This window comes from Pseudonocardia sp. GCM10023141, from assembly GCF_042653605.1.
Genome location: NZ_JBHSIR010000017.1, coordinates 91,616 through 110,162, shown reverse-complemented (window position 1 = coordinate 110,162; position 18,547 = coordinate 91,616). Strand labels below are relative to the sequence as shown.

Below are 18,547 nucleotides of genomic sequence, written 5' to 3'. Positions count from 1 at the left end.
GGCGACCCTGCCGCATGATCGACAGCAGGGCACTCGGAGGAGGAACGCGTGACGGATCCCGATCAGCACACCCGCGACCTGGCGGCCGGCGGCGGTCCGACGGCCTGGTTCGACCGCCTCTACACCGAGGCGGCCGCGGGAACGGCGGTGGTGCCGTGGGATCGCGGTACCCCGCACCCGCTGCTGGAACCCTGGCTGGTCGAGCTCGAGCTCGACCAGCGTGACCGGCGGGCCCTCACCATCGGCTGCGGCTTCGGTGAGGACGCCGAACTGCTCGCCCGCCACGGATTCGCCACCACCGCCTTCGACGTCGCGCCCACCGCCGTCGAGGGCGCCCGCCGCCGGTTCCCCGGTTCCACCGTCGACTACCGGGTGGCCGACCTGCTCTCGCCCCCACCCGAGTGGCGCCACGGGTTCGACCTGGTCGTCGAGATCATGACGGTGCAGGCGATGCCCGTCTCGGTCCGCGCCGCCGCCATCGCCCACGTGCGCGACCTCGTGGCACCCGGCGGCACGCTCCTGGTCATCGCGCTCGCCCGGCTCGTCCCGGACCCCGGCATCGGCCCGCCGTGGGGACTCGCGCACGACGAGCTCAACGCGTTCGCTCGCGACGGCCTCGCGGCCGTCGCCATCCGCGGCCCGCAGGAGGCGCCTGGTGTCCTGCGCTGGCGCGCCCAGTTCCACCGACCGTGACGCGAGCCGGTTGGTGCGCGCGCCTACCTCACCCGCATACTCGACCACATGTTCGAAAGCCTCGAGGATGCCGTCCGCGCGTACCGTGATGCGACACTCACGCACCGTCGTGCCGCCGCCCTGCGCGACTACCCGACGATGGACGCTGCGCACCAGCGCATCCGCTCGGTCATCGCGTACCTGCGGGAGGAGCGGCGGCCCGAGCTGATCCACCCGCTGACCATGGAGTGGGCCACCGCGGGTCGCGACGACGTCGAGCACGCCCGGTATCGCGAGACGGTCGACCGGCGGGTGGGCCCTCAGGCCACCGGCGGCGTGTAGGTCAGGTGCAGCACCCCGTTCTCGAAGCCCTCCTGTGCCGCCAGCGCGAGTGGCGTGCGCTGCGAGCCCTCCGGGAACAGCTTGGCACCCGAACCCAGCACCACCGGGTAGACGAGCAGGTGCAGCTCGTCCACCAGCCCGTCGGCCAGCAGCGCCCGCACGAGGGTGCCGCTGCCGCTGATGTAGAGATCGCCGTCGGCCTCGTCCTTGAGCGTGCGCACCACCGCGGGGTCGTAGGCGCCGAGCACGCTCGAGTTCTGCCACTCGTCGGCGGCCGTCAGTGTCGACGACACGACGTGCTTCGGGGACTCGTTGAAGAACGCGACGCCGGGGTCGTCCTCCGAGGAGCGCGCCGACCAGGCCGGTGCGAACATCTGGTAGGTCCGGCGGCCCAGCAGCAGCGCGCTGCACGCGCCCGTCATGGCGCCGATCGCCGCGCCCATGCCTTCGGTGAAGCCGAACTCGGCCGTCCAGCTCGGGTCCTCGAACACGCCGTCGAGACTGACGAACTCGTGCACTGTGATCTTGCCCATGATGGCCTCCGGGTCTCGGTGGGGGCCGATGAGATCATGGTCGCCTCGGAGCCCGCCCACCGCCCGTCGATCACCGGGCACTACCGGGGTAGCGTCACCCGGTGACCGCAGCCGATCCCCTCGAGTTCGACGTGCTGATCGAGATCCCCCGCGGCAGCCGCAACAAGTACGAGGTCGACCACGTCAGCGGCCGGATCCGGCTGGACCGCACGCTGTTCACCGCCACGCACTACCCGGGCGACTACGGCTTCGTCGAGCACACGCTCGGTGAGGACGGCGATCCGCTCGACGCGCTGCTCGTCACCGTCGGGGAGCCGCTCTTCCCCGGGGTACTGGTGCTCTGCCGCACGATCGGCATGTTCCGGATGCGCGACGAGGCGGGCGGTGACGACAAGCTCGTGTGCGTGCCCGCGCACGACCCGCGCCTGGAGAACCTGCGCGACATCCACCATCTGCCGGAGTACCACCGCCTCGAGATCCAGCACTTCTTCGAGATCTACAAGGAGCTCGAACCCGGCAAGAGCGTCGAGGGCGCCTCCTGGGCCGGTCGCGCCGACGCCGAGGCGGAGATCGTGCGATCCCGCCAGCGGCTGCAGGCGCAGGAGAACGAAGCCGACCACGCGCTGGTCAGCGATCCGCCCGCCGCGATCTGAGCGGCTGCGGCACCGCGCCGCTCTCGGGTGCGGGGGTGAGCCTGCTGAGCTCGTGGCGCCAGGCGACCGTGTCGTTGAAGGCGCTGCCGAGGTCGGGCAGCTCAGCCAGGTCCGACGCGGGGATGGCCACGGGCACCCCACCCGCCGCGGCGACGGCCAGCGTCATCCGGGCGAGCGTGTCGACGCTGATCGCGCGCAGCACGGCCTGTGACGGGCCGGCGCCGGTAGCGGTCAGCCCATGGCCACGCAGAACCACGACGGGTCGCTCCCCCATCGAGTCCACCATCTCCGCGGCCAGCTCCCGGGTCCGGATCAGCACCGATCGCGGATGCACGGGCACCCCGCCGGCCGCGAGGTGTGCGCCCGGGATGTCGTAGGCGCCCAGCAACGGGCGGATCGGGTGCCCGGCGAGGTCCGCGGCCACCACCGCGAACGGGTGGGCGTGCACCACGACGTCGACGTCGGGCCGGCGCACCAGCACCTCGACGTGCAGGGGCAGCTCGGCGGGCACGCGGTAGCCGAGATCGCCCCCGACTTCGCCCCGGCCGTCGAGATCGACCAGCCGGACGTCGTCGGGCACCGTGTGCGCCAGTCCGCGCTCGTGCCGGCCGCGACAGCGCACGAGCAGGTGCTCGGCGTCGACCCGCATGCTGATGTGGCCGAGGATGCCGTCGGCGAGACCGCGGGCGGCCATGACCCGACAGGCCTCGGCGATGGCGCTGCGTTGGTCGGCGAAGGGTTGATCGGCGAAGGGTTCGTCCGTCACTCAGATCACGTAGCTCTCGTGCGTCTCGGGGACGAACAGCTCGCCCGGGTCGAGCACGCGACCGATGAGCCCCTGCTCGTGGGCGTAGCGCTGGAACACCGCCAGCGTCGCACGGTTGCGGTCCAGGCCGTAGGACCAGAAGTCGGCGCCGAGCAGCCGGGTGGTGCGCTCCACCTCCGCGTAGAGCCACGGCAGCAGGTAGGGGCTGGCCGCGGTCTCGGCCATCCGCGCGACGGTCTGCGCCTTGGCCTGCTCGAACGCCGAGTACAGCGACCGGGCGATCCACGGATGGGCCTCGTGGACGTCGCGGCGCAGCGCCACCACGTGCATGATCGGGAAGATCGCGGTCTCGGCGAAGTACTGCTCCTCGACCGCGCGCGGGTCGGCGAACAGCCGCCGCACGTGCGGGCTGCCGTCCAGGAGCGGACGCGGGGTCCGCGGGGCGTAGAGCGCGTCGATCTCCCCGGTCACCAGCATGTCGGCCAGCGTCCGGTCCGGGGCGATGGCGCTGATGTCGATCTCCGCGGGCAGGTTCAGCCGCTGCTTCTCCACCCGGCCGGGCTGATGCATCCCGCCGGTCCGGTAGCGCACGGAGGCGACGGGTACGTCGTGCCGGTCGGCCAGGATGCCGCGGATCCACACCGCCGCGGTGAGCAGGTACTCCGAGCAGCCCCGCGTAGGCGGTCACGGTTGCGTGGACAGGATCGTCACGACGCAGGCGTTACCGTCCATCCCGGCCGCTCCCCCACCCATCGTCTCCACGAGCCCGACGCCGTGGCGCGCCACCTGCCGTGCCCCGGCCCGCCCGCGCAGCTGCCAGGCGATCTCGGCCAGCTGCGCGGTGCCGGTGGCGCCCAGCGGGTGCCCGCGCGAGAGCAGGCCCCCGCTCGGGTTCACCGGCTGCGCGCCGTCGCGCGCGGTGTGCCCGGACGGCGCCAGCTCCGCGCCCTTGCCCCGCGGTGCGATCCCCAGCGCCTCCAGGGTGAGGATCTCGCCGATGGTGAAGGCGTCGTGCACCTCCAGCACGTCGATCTCCGCCGGGGTGCGCCCGGCCTGCGCGAACGCCCGCTCCGCGGCGCGCGCGACGCTGGCGTAGCCCCAGACGTCGGCGCTGCGCTGGTCCCACAGCGCCCCTGACACCATCGCGGAGGCCTCGACGATCAGGTCGTCGCGGTGACCGCGGTCGGGGCCGATGATCGCGGCACCGGCGCCGTCGCTGGTAGGGCAGCACTGCAGCAGCGTCAGCGGCTCGGCGATCATCCGGGAGGCCAGCACCTCCTCGATCGTCGGCGCCGCGGTCCGCAGCTGGGCCCGCGGGTTGTCCAGGCCGTTGCGCTTGTTCTTCACGGCCACCGCCGCGAGCTGCTCGGGCGTCACGCCGAACTCGCCGACGTAGCGCTGCGCCTGCAGGGCGTAGAGCCCTGGCAGCGGCAGCGACGACGCGCCCTCCGGGTCGGTGGCCTCCGGCACGATCGCGCCGGAGAACAGCGTGGACATCTGGTCGACGCCCAGCACCAGCACGCAGCCGAACCGGCCGAGCCGCACCGCCTCCACCGCCTCGTGGTATGCGCTGGTGCCGCTGGCACAGGCGTTCTCGATCGTCCACATCGGAATTCCGGGCAGGCCCAGCCCGCGCTGGACGCGGGTGGCGACCCCCGGCGGCCCGAACACCGACCCGACGATGACCGCGTCGATCTCGCCGGGACCGATCCCGGCGTCGCGGACGGCCTCGGCCACCGCCTCCCAGGCCAGCGACTCGACGCGGCGGTCGGGCAACAGCCCGTAGTCCGACGTCCCCACACCCCACACCATCGGCTGGGTCATCACGCCTCCACCGCTGCGACGAGGTCGCCGAGGTCGACACCGGTGATCCGCAGCCGGGCACCGATCGGCACGACCGCGGGTTCGGCGAGGTGCACGAGCACGCGCGGGCCGTCGTCGAGGTCGAGGTAGGCGAGGCCGAACGGCGGCCGCCGGTCCCCCACCCGGATCGCGACCACCGTCGAGGACCAGGCCGCGCCGGTCGCGGCGAACCGCGCCGGCTCGACCGGGGCGTAGCAGACCGGGCACCACGGCAGCTCCTGCTGCGCGGCCGGGTAGCGGCAGGCGGTGCAGCGCACGCCGAGCACCGCCCCCTCGCCCAGGACCGGCCGCGAGTCGGCGACCGGGAGCCCGCCCACCACCGAGCCCGCCCGGCGCTTGGTGGGCCGACCCACCCCCAGCTCGCCCGGTGCCGTCATCAGTGATCACCTTCCAGCGTCAGGGAGAAGTCGCCCGCCTCGATGTGCAGGTACGCCCCGACGGAGGTCTCCACGAGCTCGCGGACGAACCGCATCTCCTTCGTCGTCGGGGCGAAGTCGCGGTGGCGCTGCGGCGTCGCGCGCATCACGTCGATGTCGTTGCCCGGCACCAGCAGGCGCAGGATCAGCTCGTCGTCGGAGATCGACGCGCCGAACTTCTGGCGCAGCTCGGCCAGGCTCGGCTGCGGCGGCTGCCAGTCCCGGTAGCTCGCGGCCTTGGGCGAGCTCATGATCGTGTCGAGGACGTTCTGGTCCAGCGGCGTCACGGGCGTGCCGTAGAAGCCGTGCGCGTAGATCAGCACCTCGTCGGGCACCACCGAGTAGCGCGAGCCGGTGACGACGTTGAGCACCGCCTGGGTGCCCACGAGCTGCGAGAACGGCGTGGCCATCACGGGGTAGCCGAGCTCCTCGCGCACCCGCGACATCTCGTCGAGGACCTCCTCGAAGCGCTCCTCCATCCCGCGGGCGCGCAGCTGGTCCTTGAACGTGCCCGCCATCCCGCCGGGCAGCTGGTGGCGGTACTGGAACAGCGAGTACTCAGCGGGCGTGCCGACCGGCAGCGCCTCGTACTCCGCGACGCGCAGCAGGTGCTGCTCCACCGGCGAGAGCCGCGACTCGTCGAGGTCGACGGCGAACCCGGCGTAGCGCAGGTTGGCGATCGTGTTCTCCGTCGACGGCAGCGAGACGCCCGCCGCCAGCGGCCTGCTGGCCGTGTGCACCCGGTCGGCGCCTGCGAGCAGCCCCTCCAGGTAGTTGAGCGGCGCCAGCGCGTTGTTGCTGTGGAAGTGGATCTCGACGGGGACGTCCCCGGCGGCGCCCTTGATCGCGGCGACGAGCGTGCGCGTGCGCTCGGGGGTCAGCAGCCCGGCGGCATCCTCCAGCTCGATGCCGTCGGCGCCCAGCGACACGAGCTCGCGGGTGCGCTCGGCGTAGTACGCGTCGGTGTGGAACGGGCTGTCGGCGTAGAGGATGCACGGCAGCGCCTGCGCGCCCTCGGCCTGCACCGTCTTGACCAGCCGGCCGATCTTGTCGATGTTGAACAGGCCGTCGTAGATCCAGAAGCTGCCGATGCCGTGCGCGCACAGCCGCTGCACCCACAGGTCCATCACGCTGTCGGCGGTGAGCCCGAACGTCACGATGCCGTTGCTGCGGGTGCCCGCGCGGACCGTGGTGCGCGGCATCGCCTTCGACAGCGAGATCAGCTGCTCCCAGGGGTCCTCCTGGCAGTGCCGCACGAGCACCTCGAAGATCGAGCTGCCGACCAGGTCGATCGTGTGGAAGCCGGTGCGGTCCAGCTCGGCGGCCATCGGCAGGCCCATGTCCTTGCGCAGGCGCATGCCCCACCAGCTCTGCGGGCCGTCCCGCAGCGTCTGGTCGATGATCTCGACGCGCCGCTTGCTGCCGTCGGCGTTGCGCGGGGCGCAGTCCAGGTAGCTCATGTCGGGCTCTCCAGGTAGTCGGGCAGGCCGCGCCGGGCGATCCAGTCCGTGGTGACGACGCCGGCGCGGAAGTCGGGATGGCCGAGCGCGGCGCGGACGAAGCCCGCGGTGGTCGGCACGCCCTCGACGCGGAATCGCCCCAGCGCGGCGCCGAGCCGGTCGGCGGCGGTGTCCCGGTCCGGACCGTGCGCGATGATCTTGGCGAGGAGCGAGTCGTAGTACGGGCTCACGACGTAGCCGGGCTCGCAGTGGGTGTCGACGCGGATCCCGGCGCCGGTCGGTGGCTCCCACACCGTGACGGTGCCCGGGTGCGGGGTGAACCCGCGGGCCGGGTCCTCTGTGGTGATCCGGACCTCGATGGCGTGGCCGTCGAGCACCACGTCGTCCTGGGTCAGGCTCATGGGCTCGCCCGCGGCGCAGCGCAGCTGCTCGGCCACCAGGTCGACACCGGTCACCATCTCGGTGACCGGGTGCTCGACCTGGATGCGGGCGTTGAACTCCAGGAACGCGAAGTCCCCGGCGTCGGCGTCGTAGATGAACTCGACGGTGCCGGCGCTGTCGAGGCCCAGCGCCTTCGCGAAGGCCACCCCGCTCGCGCGGATGTCGGCCCGCACCTGCTCGGGCAGGTTCGGGGCCGGCGACTCCTCCACCACCTTCTGGTGGCGGCGCTGCAGCGTGCAGTCGCGCTCGCCGAGGTGGATCACGTGCCCGTGCTTGTCGCCGAGTACCTGCACCTCGATGTGCCGGGCGTTGCGGATGAACCGCTCGACGAACAGCCGCCCGTCGCCGAAGGCGGACTGCGCCTCGGCCGCGGCGCCGGTCCAGCGGGCGCGCATCGCCGCCTCGTCCTCGATCACGGACATGCCCCGGCCCCCACCGCCTGCCGCTGCCTTGACCAGCGCCGGGTAGCCGATCTCGCGGGCCGCGGCGACGGCGGCCTCGGCGGAGTCCAGGATGTCCGAGCCCGCCAGCACCGGGATCCCCGCCGAGCGGGCGAGCTCGCGCGCGCGGGCCTTGTCCCCGGCCTGTGCCACGGCCTCGGGCCGCGGGCCGACGAACGTGAGCCCCGCCTCGACGCAGGCCGCCGCGAACGCCGGGTTCTCCGACAGGAAGCCGTATCCGGGGTGCACGGCGTCACAGCCGGTGCCGAGCGCGGCGCTGAGCACCGACGGGATGTGCAGGTAGCTCTGCGTGGCCGGGGCGGGGCCGATGCACACCGCGCGGTCGGCCAGCCGGGCGGCGAGCCCGTCGCGGTCGACGGTGGAGACCACCACCACCGTCTCGATGCCCAGCGCGCGGCACGCCCGCACCACCCGCACGGCGATCTCCCCGCGGTTGGCGACGAGCACGCGCCGGATGGGGGTCGGAGCAGCGGTGCCGGTCCTACCCATCGCTGGGCCTGATCAGGAACAGGACCTGGTCGTACTCCACCATCTCGGCGTTCGCGACGAGCACGTGCGCGATCTCGCCCGCCGACGACGCGACCACCGGGTTCATCAGCTTCATGACCTCGACGATCGCGAGCTGGTCGTGGCGCGCGACCAGCTGCCCGGCCGCGACGAACGGCGGCTCGCCCGGTCCCGGAGCCGCCCAGAACGCGCCGACCGCGGGTGAGCGGACCTCGACGAGGCCGGTGGTGTCGATCGGTGCCGTCGGCACCGGGGCGGTCGGGGCAGGCGCCGCAACGGGCGCCGGGGCCGGGGCGGCAGGCACCGAGGCAGGCGGGCTGGTCGGGGCAGCGGCCGCCGGCGGCCCCTGCTTCCCCACGGTGATGGTCATGCCCCGGACCTCGAGCGTCATGGCCGTCCACCCGGACGCGGCGAAGGTCCGCAGGATCTCCTGCACCTCGCGGTGGGTCACGCTGTCGGGGATCGCGGTGTCGGGCTCGGTGGTCATGGCTTGTCTCCCCGGTGGGCGGCAGCGGTCAGGAGTACCGGCAACCGGTGTGCGACGACGATCACCGTGACGCCCGCATCGAGGGCGTGGCGCACCCCGTCGGGTGTGGTGAACAGGGCACCGCGCACCGTCCGGGTGCCGGGCGGGATCTCGGACAGCTGCTCCCCCAGGTCGGCGGGGGCGATCGCGTCGGCGTCGAACACCGGCTCCGGGACCGACGCGCCCGGTTCCACGACCGTGACACCGGCCGCGGCCTGCTCGGCCCATCCACACAACCGGCGCAGGTCGCCGTCCTCGGCCTCGTCGACGGCGGTGGTCGCGACCTCGCCCGCGTGGACGCGGCCCGACGTGGCGTCGACGGTGACGACACGGCCCAGCAGCGCCGCGACGGTGCCGGCACCGCAGCCGACGACGCACGGGGTGTCGAGCGCCCGGCTGACGACCGCGGCGTGCGAGGTGGCGCCGCCCTGCTCGGTGACGACGGCGGCCGCGGCGATCATGCCGTGGACGTCGTCGGGGCTGGTGGAGCGGCGCACGAGGATCGCGCCGGGATGGGCCTGCGCCTCCTCAGGGGTCCCGACGGCGAGCCCGGTGGCGACGCCGGGACTGGCCGCGGTGCCCGTGGCGAGCACCTCGGCGGCCGCGGCGGCGCCGGGATCGATCTCCGGGCGCAGCAGCACGCGCACCTGCTCGGCGGTGACGCGCCCGACGGCCTCGGCGCCGGTGATCGTGCCCTCGTCGACCAGCGCCACCGCGATCCGGACGGCCGCCCGCGCGGTGCGCTTGGCCGGCCGCGACTGCAGCAGGAACAGGGTGCCGCTCTGCACGGTGAACTCGATGTCCTGGGCGTCGCGGCCGTGGGCGTCGAGGCGCTCCGCGGCGGCGAGCAGCTCGGCGTGCACCGCGGCGTTGCGCTCGGCGAGGTGGTCGAGCGGCTTCGGCGTGACCCGGCCCGACACGACGTCCTCGCCCTGGCCGCGCTGCAGGTACTCGCCGTAGGCGCGGCGCGCGCCGTCGACCGGGTTGCGGGTGAACAGCACACCGGTGCCGGAGTCGTCGTCGAGGTTGCCGAAGACCATCGCCTGCACCGTGACGGCCGTGCCCAGGTCGGCGGGGATGCCGTAGTGCTTGCGGTAGGCGATCGCGCGTCGCGACCGGCTGGACGCGAAGACCGATGCCACCGCGGCATGCAGCTGCTCCCACGGGTCGGCGGGAACGGTGCCCGCGCCGTCGGCCGCGATCGCGGTGCGCACGGCGGCCGTGTCGGGCAACTCGTCGAGCTCCTCGGTGCAGCCCAGCACCAACCGCCCGTAGAACCCGGTGAACCGGCGGTGCACCTCGGCGGCGAACGCCGGGTCGCCGCTCTCGGCGGCGAGCGCGGCCTCGACGTCGACGGTGCAGCCCAGGTCGAGGATCGTGTCCATCATCCCGGGCATGCTGATCGCGGCACCGGAGCGGACGGACACGAGCAGCGGGCGCTCGCCGCCACCGAAGGTGCGGCCCAGCTCCCGCTCCAGCAGACCGATCCCGGCGGCCAGCTCGTCGACGAGCCCGGCGGGCAGGCTCGACCCGCCGTCGAAGTACGCCGCGCAGGCGTCGGTGGTCACCACGAACGCGGGCGGCACGCGCAGGCCCAGCGACCGCATCCGCCAGAGGCTCCAGGCCTTGCCACCCACCAGGTCCCGGCTCGGTTCGACGGCCGGGTCGTCCGGGACGACCAGCCAGCGGAAGGTGGTGCTGGTGCTCATTCCGGGCGCTCCCGCCCGGTCAGGCGCAGCAGGTGCTCGTGCATCTGGAACCACACGGTGTGGAACGAGTCCACCCGCACACCGCTGACGTAGTCGGTCTCGCCGCCCTCGGCCCGTGTCAGCGCAGCGCCGAGCCGGTCGACGAACCGGGCGACCAGCGGGTCGGCCGCGGCCAGCGGCGCGAGCACCTTGGGCAGCTTCTCGTGGATCCGGCCGAGCCGATCGATGATCTTCGCGTCGTAGTCGGCGTCGCCGTGGTCGTTCGGGACCCGGTCGCCGCCGACCTCGACGGTCTGCCAGTCCGTGGTCACGGTCAGGACCTGCTTGTTCACCCCGGTCTCGAACGCGTCCATCGCGTCGGTCACGGCGGGTGTGGCGCGCAGGTCGGCGAACGCGGCCGGGTAGAGGGCGTCGAGCTGCTCGCGACCAGCCGGGCCGATCATGAACGAGCCGCGGGCGGCGAGCACCGCACCGTCGGCGACGGCCTGCTCCAGCGCGGCCTCGACGTCGATGACCGGCTGCCCGGTGACGTCGGCGAGCTGCTCGGCCGAGGCCAGCTGGCGCAGGGTCAGCGAGTGCAGGGTGAGCTGGTGGGGGTCGAGCATCGGAGGTCCTCCGGGTCAGGGCGTTGCGGTGGTCGCAGCGGTCATGGGGATCCCTGCCATGCGGTCGCGCACCTCGCGGCGCAACGACTTGCCGACGGGGCTGGTGGGCAGCTCGGGCCAGATCTCGACGGCGCGGGGCCGCTTGAACCCGGCCAGCCGGCCCTCGCAGAACGCGACGATCTCGGCCGCGTCCGCGGGAGAGCGGACGACGACCGCGGCGGCGACGCGCTCGCCCCACTTCTCGTCCGGGATCCCGACGACCGCCGCCTGGGCGACCGCGGGATGGCTGAGCAGGGCGTCCTCGACCTCGCGCGGGTAGACGTTGAAGCCGCCGCTGATGATCACGTCGTGGCGCCGGTCGAGCAGGTGCAGGTAGCCCTCGGCGTCCCAGCGGCCGATGTCGCCGGTGTGCAGCCAGCCGTCGGGTTCGATCGTCTCGGCGGTGGCCTCGGGACGGCGCCAGTAGCGGCTCATCGTGTGCGGGCCGCGGGTCAGGATCTCGCCGACCTCGTCGGTGCCCAGTACCCGGCCCGCGGTGTCGCGGACCTGCACCTCGACGAACGTGTAGGGCTTGCCCGCCGAGGTCAGCCGCTCGGGAGTGTGCTCCCACGGCTGCAGGCAGGTGATCGCCAGCGGCGCCTCGGCCTGCCCGTAGAGCTGCGCGAACACCGGCCCGAGCACGTCGATCCCGCGTTGCAGCACGGTGGTGGCGATCGGTGCGCCGCCGTAGCAGAGCCGCTCCAGGGCCAGGTCGCCCGCGGCCACGGCCGCCGCCGTGGCCGGCTCCTCCAGCAGCATCGCGATCATCGTCGGCACCATGAACGTCGACGTGGCGCGGTGGCGCAGCGCGGCGTCCAGGAACGCCGCGGGCGAGAACGTCGCCACGATGACGTTCGGGGCGCCCTTCACCAGGTGCGGCAGGAAGAACGCGCCGCTGCCGTGGGTGATCGGGGCGGCGTGCAGCATCACCGAGCCCGGGTGCAGGTTCGGCAGCAGGTCGACGAGGAAGTTCGCCACCTCGGCCAGCTCGCTGCGGGTGGTGAGAACCACGGCCTTGGGCTTGCCGGTGGTGCCGCCGGTGTAGGCCAGCCGCAGCGGCGCGTCCTGGTCGCGACGCTCGTCGCACGGCCCCGGGGGCGCGGTCGCGATCATGGCGGGCAGCTCGGCCGCGGTGATCATGATCTCGGTGCGGGCGGGCGGGTCACCGGCGAACACCAGCGCCCGCGCCTGCGAGTCGTCGATCTTGTAGGCGTGCTCGTGCGCGGTCTCGCGGGTGTTGAGCGGCACCCGGACGAGCCCGGCCTTGGCCAGCGCGTAGTAGACGACCACGCCGTCGATCCCGTTGGGCAACACGACAGCCACCCGGTCGCCGGGTTCCAGCCCGCTGGCCAGCAGGGCGGTGCCCAGCCGGTCGGTCTGCTCGTCGAACTCCGCGAAGGACAGCACGCGGTCGCCGTCGACCAGCGCGGGGGCGGCGCCGTACTGCCGCCCCGCGCGCCGGATCAGGTCACCGATCTGCACGGCTCAGCCGCTCCCTGGCGCGCTGTGCCCGGGCAGGTCGGCGCGGCGCAGCCCGGCGCCCCGGCCCTCGAGGGTGCGCGACCCGCGCTGGGCCAGCTTGTACAGCTCATCGGCCCGCTGGGTCGGGTAGTGCCGCTTGACCCACTCCTCGTCGAGGTAGCGGTTGCCGTCGGCGAGCACGGCCGGGGTGAACTCGCGGGCCCGGCGGTTGTACTCATCGAGCTCGAGGCGCCCGGCACTGGTCGTCCAGAGCCCGGTCTTGGGGTCGAGGCTGCTCGATCCCGAGAGCCGGTCGCCCGCCGTCGGCGCGAAGTCGTCGTCGGCGAGCACCGAGTACGGCACGCCGGTCAGCATGTTCTGGTTGAGCCCCGAGTAGCGGGCCATCGTGTACTCGTTGGCCTTCTGGTGCGGGAAGCCCAGCAGGCCCACCATCTCGCCGAGGTTGTCGCGGCCGTACTCGTCGTTCATCAGCGGCTTGAACCGCTGCACGCGGTCGTCGAGCTGGAACCAGTCGTCCTGCCGGTAGGTGCCCGCGAGGTGCGCGAAGTCCTTCGCGACCGAGGAGTACACCAGCGCGCCCGCATCGATCATCTGCTCGCGCGACCAGCCCGCGATCCGCTTCCACAGATCGGCCGTGGCCTGGTTGAGGATCTCGCGGTAGGACTCCATCGTCTCCGCGAGCTGCTCCGCGTTCTCCATCCCGACGGGGAGGTAGCCGTCGGTGAGCGCATCGGAGGTGTACATCCCGACCGCCGCGATGTTGGCCGCGTCGTAGCTGGGCTCTGCCTCGAACGACGCCCAGTCGTCCATGAGGTGGAAGTTGGTGTCGGAGAAGACGATCGGGATCGTCAGGTTGGCGTGCGGCAGCTGCACGGCGATGCCGTCGAGCCACGGGTAGTCGCCCTCGGTCAGATCGAAGAAGTCGCGGACGACGAGCTGGCGGTTGTCGCCGAAGTTGTACGGGCCGCTGTTGTGCAGACCGATCCGGCACTCGCAGTGGGCGAGGAACGCGTACTGCGACAGCTGCGCGACGAGCTTCGTCGCCGCGGTGTGCAGGCGGTCGCCGGGGACGACCCCGTGCAGGTCGGACTCGAAGACCTGCAGCGTGCGTTCGGGCAGGAACTGGCTGCGGTCGCCGAACTCCTTGTTGGTGATGTGCCCGTCGTTGCGGTGGTACGCCAGGTTGAACCGCCGGGAGAAGTCCAGCACGTCGACGACGTCCTCGACCGCGTCGGCCGGGCCGAGCAGGCCCCAGTTCATCAGCATCTCGCGGCCGATGAGGTAGAACGCGGGCATCCCCCACGCCGCGTTGACGGTGTCGACCTTCAGGCTGACCTCGCGGGCGCGGTCCCCGAGCTCCTCGGCGGGCGTCGCGGCGTCGATCTCGCGCAGCTGCGTGGGGAGCCGGTAGAACGTGTTGAGGTAGCTCAGCAGCATGTACGGGTTCATCGGGAAGAGCTTCGACTCCTGGACGGTGCGCGTGATGCACAGCCAGTAGGTCGTGTCGCTGAGCTGCCGCAGGTAGTTGTTGCTCTCCAGCAGGGTCCGGTAGTCCAGTTTCGCCACGGCTCAGCCCTCGATCTTCCAGATCCGGGCGTGCCCGGTGTCCCCGGTCTCGTACGCGTCGGCCGCCGGCGGCGCCGCCGTCACCTCGATCTCGACGACATCGCCGTCGACGAGGGTGTCGATCTTGCAGTTCATCAGCGTGGGCACGTCGTACTCGCGGGCGAGGATGCCCAGGTGCGAGCGCACCGAGCCGCCCAGGCAGATGACGCCGGCGAAGCCCTCGATGATCGGGGCGGTCAGCGTGCCGCCGGAGTCGTCGATCACCGCGATGGTGCCGGCCGGCACGCCGTCGGCGAGGAGCACCATCACCTGCTCGACCTTCGAGATCAGCGCGACCGGCCCGGACACCGTCGCGGTCTTGCGGATGACGTTGTCGCCGACGCCGACCTGGCGCCGCCCGTCGGTGACGGCCCCGTCGGCGAACCCGGACGCCGCCTTGTCGGGGCGCTTGTACTTGTCGGGCTCGGACTCCAGCGACACCGTCGCGGAGAAGTCGAAGCGGTAGCCGGAGTCCAGCGCCTCCTGCTCGACGGCGCGGGCGTCGGCGAGGGAGAACAGGTCGAACTGCCGGTCGAAGACCACGTCCTTCCACGCCGCGCCGGTGGCGGCGAACCGCTTCGCGGCGAGCGCTCGGACGGCGGAGTTGAAGCGGCCCGGCAGGGGCAGCATCTCGGTCGATCCCCACTTCGGGGGCGTTACCGCGGAATCGGACATGGTCACCTCTCCGTGATCGTGTCGGCGGTGGCGCCACCGGCTGGTGCGGATCACCCGCCACATCGCGGAGCTGACAGGCCCCGTTCTGCGGTTGTTCACAGAGGTGAAAGGTAGGTAGCGTGGGAGATGTGACCCAGTCCACGTTGGTGGACAGTCCGGCGTCGACGACGACTGCCACGCCCACTCGCCGGGCTCGTTCCGCACTCCGCAAGATCGACTACGAGCGCGCGTTCGACGTACTGGAGAGCTGCGACGGTGCGCCGTCGCTGCCCGATTTCCGCGAGCAGCTCGTCGACGCGCTCATCACCCGCTTCGAGCTCAAGCACGTCTCGTTCTTCGCGGGCGCCACGTTCCACAACACGTTCGGCGACCTGGCCCCACTCACCGAGGGCACCACCCGCAAGATGCTGCCGGAGTACCAGGATCGGTGGTCGCGCTACGACGTCTTCTCGACGCCCGCAGCGATGCGCCAGCTCGTGTCGAGCGGGGTGTCGTCGCTGGCGGAGCTGCGGACGCTCGGTGCCCTCCCGGCATCGGCCAACGCCTACGTGCGCCACTTCCTCAATGCCACCTGGGGCATGGAGACCGCGGCGGCGATGCGCCTGGAGCTGCCCGGCGGGCACACCGCGCTCATCGGCATGTTCGACCCCGCCGCCGACCGGCTCGGACCCCCGGAGCTCGCCACCCTGCGCACGCTGAGCCGCCAGCTCTCGGCCATCGCCCGCGGGCTGCCGATCTCGCGGCCCAAGGCGGCCATCGCGGGGCTCTCGGAGCGGCAGCGCCAGGTGGTGCACCTCGTCGCCGACGGCCTGTCCAACGCCCAGATCGCCGAGACGCTCTCGCTGGCCGAGGACAGCGTCAAGAAGTACGTGAGCCGCATCCTGAGCGCCACGGGCTGCCAGTCGCGCATGGAGCTGGCGCTGCTGGCCCGGTCGCGGGCCTGAGTCCGGGCACGCCGAAGCGGGCCGTGACGACGCCACGGCCCGCTGGTCAGGCGTGCGCTACAGGAACGACGTGGCGCGCGTCAGCCCGTAGCGCTCGTGCTCCCCGATGATCATCGACTCGAAGATGCCGTACCCGACGGCATCACCCTCGCGCACGCGGATGACGCAGTCGCGCAGCTGGTGCGCCTCCCGCACGGTCGCCAGGTCGGACATGTCGGCGTAGCGCTCCCCGTCGAGGTGCGACGCGCCGTGCCACTGGCCGTGGCGCTGGCCCTTGAAGCCGAAGTAGAGCCCCGTGCCGAGGTGGAACCCGGTGTCGCTCGCAGCCTCGATCTCGATCGTGCGGGTCTTGCCCCAGCCGCAGTCGAAGGTCATCTTCCCGCCGAGCAGCCGCCGGTTGACCGGGTCGTACTTCAGCTCGTCGGCCACCCCGAGCAGCCGCACCTGCCGCCCGTCGGGATGGTTCTCGAAGCCGGAGAAGTAGGTGGCCTCGCCGTCGACCCACTGCAGGTAGTGGTGGATCTCGTAGCTGGTGCCGTCGGGGCGCTGCAGGTACATCGGGCTCCAGGTGAGGATGAAGTCACCGTCGAGCCGCTGCGGCTTGAACACGTCCGGTGCCGGCTCCCCGACGTCCATCCGCACGCCCCAGGAGTGGTCGCGGAAACCGAACCACTCCTCGTCGCGCACCTCGATCATCTCGCCGTCGATCCAGATCCGGCCGCTGACCGTCGAGGACTGGTGGTAGCGCAGCAGGTCGGACTGGATCCGGAAGCCGTGCGGCTCCCGCTGCGCGTCCTTGGACTCCAGGAACGGCGGCAGCACACCGGTCACCGTCAGGTCGAACCGGATCGGGAGCATGTGGTTCTCCCGCAGCGTGAACCGCACCTTCTTGAGCGGTTCGAGCACCTCGTAGTCGAGCGGGCCGACCCCGACCCGCTCGGGGTCGAGGTCGAGCTGCCGGCTCGCCCGGACGGTGAGCTGCTCCTTCCCGCGGGAGATCCCGGCGAACATGTCGATCACGTTGCGGTTGTGGTACTTGCCGATCCCCACGTCCACCTGCAGCGAGCCGTCCCTGGCGAACAGGGAACCCCACAGCTTCTCGGTCCAGGAGATGTCGGCGTGGCTGATCGTCGCGAAGGTCTCGGGCGTCTGGTGGCACAGGAGCTCGTCGGCGGGGACGAGCCGCTGTTGGGACTGTCGCATGGAGCCGCTCCTTCTAGCGGATCGGGGAGAACGATCCGGGCAGGTCGTTGGCGACCACGGCCGTTCCGAAGATCGTCGCGGCCGCGGTGTCGTCGTCGAGCGGATCGGGGTACAGGGCCCGGGTGTCCGGCGAGATCGACCAGTCGACGTCGTCGGTGACGCCCGCGAGCGCGGCGAAGGGCCGCAGGCCCGCCGTGTACATCTGCGTGGCCGACCAGATCCGCTCCTCGCGGCCCATGTCGGCGAACACCTGGTAGAGGTCCATGTGGGTGCGGCTGATGTCGGTCATCAGCTCGGCCCAGCGGTCCGGGCCGAGCAGCTCGGTGGTGCCGTCGGACCGGTGGCCGACGACCGCCGCCTCCGTCACCGCGGAGAGCAGCTGATCCGGCTCGGTGAAGGTGGTGCCCCAGTCGTTGATCTCGAACTCGGTGAACGCGGCCGGGTCGTAGGTCAGCGCGAGCGTCAGCCCCTTGTACGGCGGGTCGAGCTTCGCCGCCCAGGGGTAGGCGAACTCGCCGCTGCCCAGCGACAGGAAGTCGCGCACGATCGTCGCCCGGCCATCCGGGCGCGGGTACGGGCCCGAGTCGCAGATCCCCACCCGGGAGTCGGTGAAGTAGAGGAACCCGTACCCGGTGACGGTGGCGTTGAGCCGCTTCAACGCCTTGGCCGCAGCGGGGTCCAGCGGCGATCCCTGCGCCACCAGCCCGTCCACGACCTCGGCGGGGAGGTAGCGGTTGGTGAAGGCGGCGTCCTTGTAGTCCAGCGTGCCGTCGCCGCGGTGGGCCAGTGTGAGGCGCCGCCAGAAGTCGACGACGGTGCGGATCTCGTCGCGCCGCTCGTCGCGACCGAGCTTGCCCATCTGGATGAGGCACTCGCGCCCGGTCAGGTAGTGGTAGCCCACCATCCAGATCCACAACGGACTCACCAGGCCCGGCTGCGCCCGCAACCGCCGCCCGATCTCCTCCGCGGGCAGCGCCGCGTCGATGATCGCGATCCGCTCGGCGTAGGTGTGGAAGTCGTCGATCACCGACAGCGTCATGTAGGGCAGCATCGGGAACAGCTCGGAGGTGAACCCGGACCGGCGGGTGATCTCCGGCTTGAACGCCCGGCCCATGTGCCCGACGAGGTCGTCGAGCCGGTCGTCGGTGAGCTCCTCGGCGAGCAGCGCGTCCAGTGCAGCGGGCGATACCTCGACGTCGAAGTCCTTCACCGCGATCTCGTCGCCGACGCGGCGGACGTAGTCCCACCAGGCCGAGCCGACCTCGGCACCGTCGGCATCGTCGGCATCGTCGGCATCGTCTGCGGAGCGCACGACCCCCGCGCCGTCGACGATGTCGAGCACCACCTGCGCGCCGTCCTCGACGTCGGTGGTCAGCGCGGTGCCCACCAGACACGGCAGCTCGAACTCGCGCGAGACGATCGCCAGGTGGGAGCGCAGCGTGCCGTCGCGGCAGACGATGCCGCCCAGGCGCCCCAGAATCGGGGAGAGGAACGTGGTGCCGCCCGACTCGACCAGCGCGATCGTCGACTCGAGGTCGCCGTCGAGCGAGGCGATCACGTCCGAGGGGGACCGGAAGTGGTGGATCCGCCCGGTCACGGGCGCGAACGTGTAGGACGGCGTGCCGGTGCCGATGGTGGGCATGGC

Annotated in this window: 19 protein-coding genes; 4 read left to right on the top strand and 15 right to left on the bottom strand. The window is 72.2% G+C overall.

The genetic code is table 11. From position 1 onward, the window contains the following. The first annotated feature begins 48 nt into the window (after positions 1-48). Together ACFPFQ_RS09065 and ACFPFQ_RS09060 are read left to right on the top strand one after the other, a co-directional pair. Positions 49-693: a class I SAM-dependent methyltransferase gene (locus tag ACFPFQ_RS09065; protein ID WP_379616767.1), complete on the top strand. Its 645-nt coding sequence runs from the start codon at positions 49-51 to the stop codon at positions 691-693. A 48-nt stretch (positions 694-741) separates the two neighbouring features. Next, on the top strand, positions 742-1,014 hold the full coding sequence (locus ACFPFQ_RS09060) for a hypothetical protein (RefSeq protein ID WP_379616765.1): 273 nt from the start codon (positions 742-744) through the stop codon (positions 1,012-1,014). On the opposite strand, the gene ACFPFQ_RS09055 is transcribed toward ACFPFQ_RS09060, so the two are convergent. Further along, positions 993-1,547: a dihydrofolate reductase family protein gene (locus tag ACFPFQ_RS09055; protein ID WP_379616763.1), complete on the bottom strand. Its 555-nt coding sequence runs from the start codon at positions 1,545-1,547 to the stop codon at positions 993-995. The two genes, ACFPFQ_RS09060 and ACFPFQ_RS09055, sit on opposite strands and share 22 nt — an antisense overlap. Positions 1,548-1,648: 101 nt before the next feature. On the opposite strand from ACFPFQ_RS09055, the gene ACFPFQ_RS09050 reads away from it, so the two are divergent. Continuing rightward, complete coding sequence (locus tag ACFPFQ_RS09050) at positions 1,649-2,200, top strand: inorganic diphosphatase (protein WP_379616761.1); 552 nt, start codon at positions 1,649-1,651, stop codon at positions 2,198-2,200. On the opposite strand, the gene ACFPFQ_RS09045 is transcribed toward ACFPFQ_RS09050, so the two are convergent. From ACFPFQ_RS09045 to ACFPFQ_RS08990, 12 genes are all read right to left on the bottom strand, one after another. Beyond that, positions 2,175-2,966, bottom strand: a complete 792-nt coding sequence (locus ACFPFQ_RS09045; RefSeq protein WP_379616759.1) for a class II aldolase/adducin family protein — start codon at positions 2,964-2,966, stop codon at positions 2,175-2,177. The genes ACFPFQ_RS09050 and ACFPFQ_RS09045 overlap by 26 nt on opposite strands. Beyond that, on the bottom strand, positions 2,967-3,557 hold the full coding sequence (locus ACFPFQ_RS09040) for a hypothetical protein (RefSeq protein WP_379616757.1): 591 nt from the start codon (positions 3,555-3,557) through the stop codon (positions 2,967-2,969). It lies immediately after the preceding gene. A 93-nt stretch (positions 3,558-3,650) separates the two neighbouring features. Next, positions 3,651-4,790, bottom strand: coding sequence for a thiolase family protein (locus tag ACFPFQ_RS09035; RefSeq protein WP_379616755.1), 1,140 nt, complete (start codon positions 4,788-4,790; stop codon positions 3,651-3,653). Then, positions 4,790-5,206: a Zn-ribbon domain-containing OB-fold protein gene (locus ACFPFQ_RS09030; protein ID WP_379616754.1), complete on the bottom strand. Its 417-nt coding sequence runs from the start codon at positions 5,204-5,206 to the stop codon at positions 4,790-4,792. The genes ACFPFQ_RS09035 and ACFPFQ_RS09030 overlap by 1 nt, the downstream gene beginning before the upstream one ends. After that, the gene (locus ACFPFQ_RS09025; protein WP_379616752.1) at positions 5,206-6,705 is read right to left on the bottom strand and encodes a carboxyltransferase; all 1,500 of its coding nucleotides are present in this window, start codon (positions 6,703-6,705) and stop codon (positions 5,206-5,208) included. The genes ACFPFQ_RS09030 and ACFPFQ_RS09025 overlap by 1 nt, the downstream gene beginning before the upstream one ends. Next, positions 6,702-8,096, bottom strand: coding sequence for an acetyl-CoA carboxylase biotin carboxylase subunit (locus tag ACFPFQ_RS09020; protein ID WP_379616750.1), 1,395 nt, complete (start codon positions 8,094-8,096; stop codon positions 6,702-6,704). The genes ACFPFQ_RS09025 and ACFPFQ_RS09020 overlap by 4 nt, the downstream gene beginning before the upstream one ends. Next, positions 8,089-8,601, bottom strand: coding sequence for an acetyl-CoA carboxylase biotin carboxyl carrier protein (locus ACFPFQ_RS09015; protein ID WP_379616748.1), 513 nt, complete (start codon positions 8,599-8,601; stop codon positions 8,089-8,091). The genes ACFPFQ_RS09020 and ACFPFQ_RS09015 overlap by 8 nt, the downstream gene beginning before the upstream one ends. Continuing rightward, on the bottom strand, positions 8,598-10,349 hold the full coding sequence (locus ACFPFQ_RS09010; protein WP_379616746.1) for a pyruvate, phosphate dikinase: 1,752 nt from the start codon (positions 10,347-10,349) through the stop codon (positions 8,598-8,600). Before ACFPFQ_RS09010 ends, ACFPFQ_RS09015 begins: the two co-directional genes overlap by 4 nt. Next, positions 10,346-10,954: a hypothetical protein gene (locus tag ACFPFQ_RS09005; protein ID WP_379616744.1), complete on the bottom strand. Its 609-nt coding sequence runs from the start codon at positions 10,952-10,954 to the stop codon at positions 10,346-10,348. The genes ACFPFQ_RS09010 and ACFPFQ_RS09005 overlap by 4 nt, the downstream gene beginning before the upstream one ends. 15 nt (positions 10,955-10,969) lie before the next feature. Next, positions 10,970-12,475, bottom strand: coding sequence for a class I adenylate-forming enzyme family protein (locus ACFPFQ_RS09000; protein WP_379616743.1), 1,506 nt, complete (start codon positions 12,473-12,475; stop codon positions 10,970-10,972). Between the two features lie 3 nt (positions 12,476-12,478). Next, a complete protein-coding gene (locus ACFPFQ_RS08995) occupies positions 12,479-14,041 on the bottom strand; it encodes a hypothetical protein (RefSeq protein WP_379616742.1) in 1,563 nt (520 codons plus the stop codon). Between the two features lie 3 nt (positions 14,042-14,044). Next, entirely contained in the window at positions 14,045-14,755 is a 711-nt protein-coding gene (locus ACFPFQ_RS08990; protein WP_379616741.1) for a PEP-utilizing enzyme, read from the bottom strand. Between the two features lie 128 nt (positions 14,756-14,883). Here ACFPFQ_RS08990 and ACFPFQ_RS08985 point away from each other — a divergent pair, with 128 nt between their 5' ends. Then, positions 14,884-15,699, top strand: coding sequence for a helix-turn-helix transcriptional regulator (locus ACFPFQ_RS08985; RefSeq protein WP_379616740.1), 816 nt, complete (start codon positions 14,884-14,886; stop codon positions 15,697-15,699). A 57-nt stretch (positions 15,700-15,756) separates the two neighbouring features. Here the strand turns inward: ACFPFQ_RS08985 and ACFPFQ_RS08980 are convergent, their stop codons facing one another. After that, entirely contained in the window at positions 15,757-16,902 is a 1,146-nt protein-coding gene (locus tag ACFPFQ_RS08980; protein WP_379616738.1) for a hypothetical protein, read from the bottom strand. Positions 16,903-16,915: 13 nt separating this feature from the next. Then, a complete protein-coding gene (locus ACFPFQ_RS08975) occupies positions 16,916-18,544 on the bottom strand; it encodes a PEP-utilizing enzyme (protein WP_379616736.1) in 1,629 nt (542 codons plus the stop codon). Between the last annotated feature and the right edge of the window lie 3 nt (positions 18,545-18,547).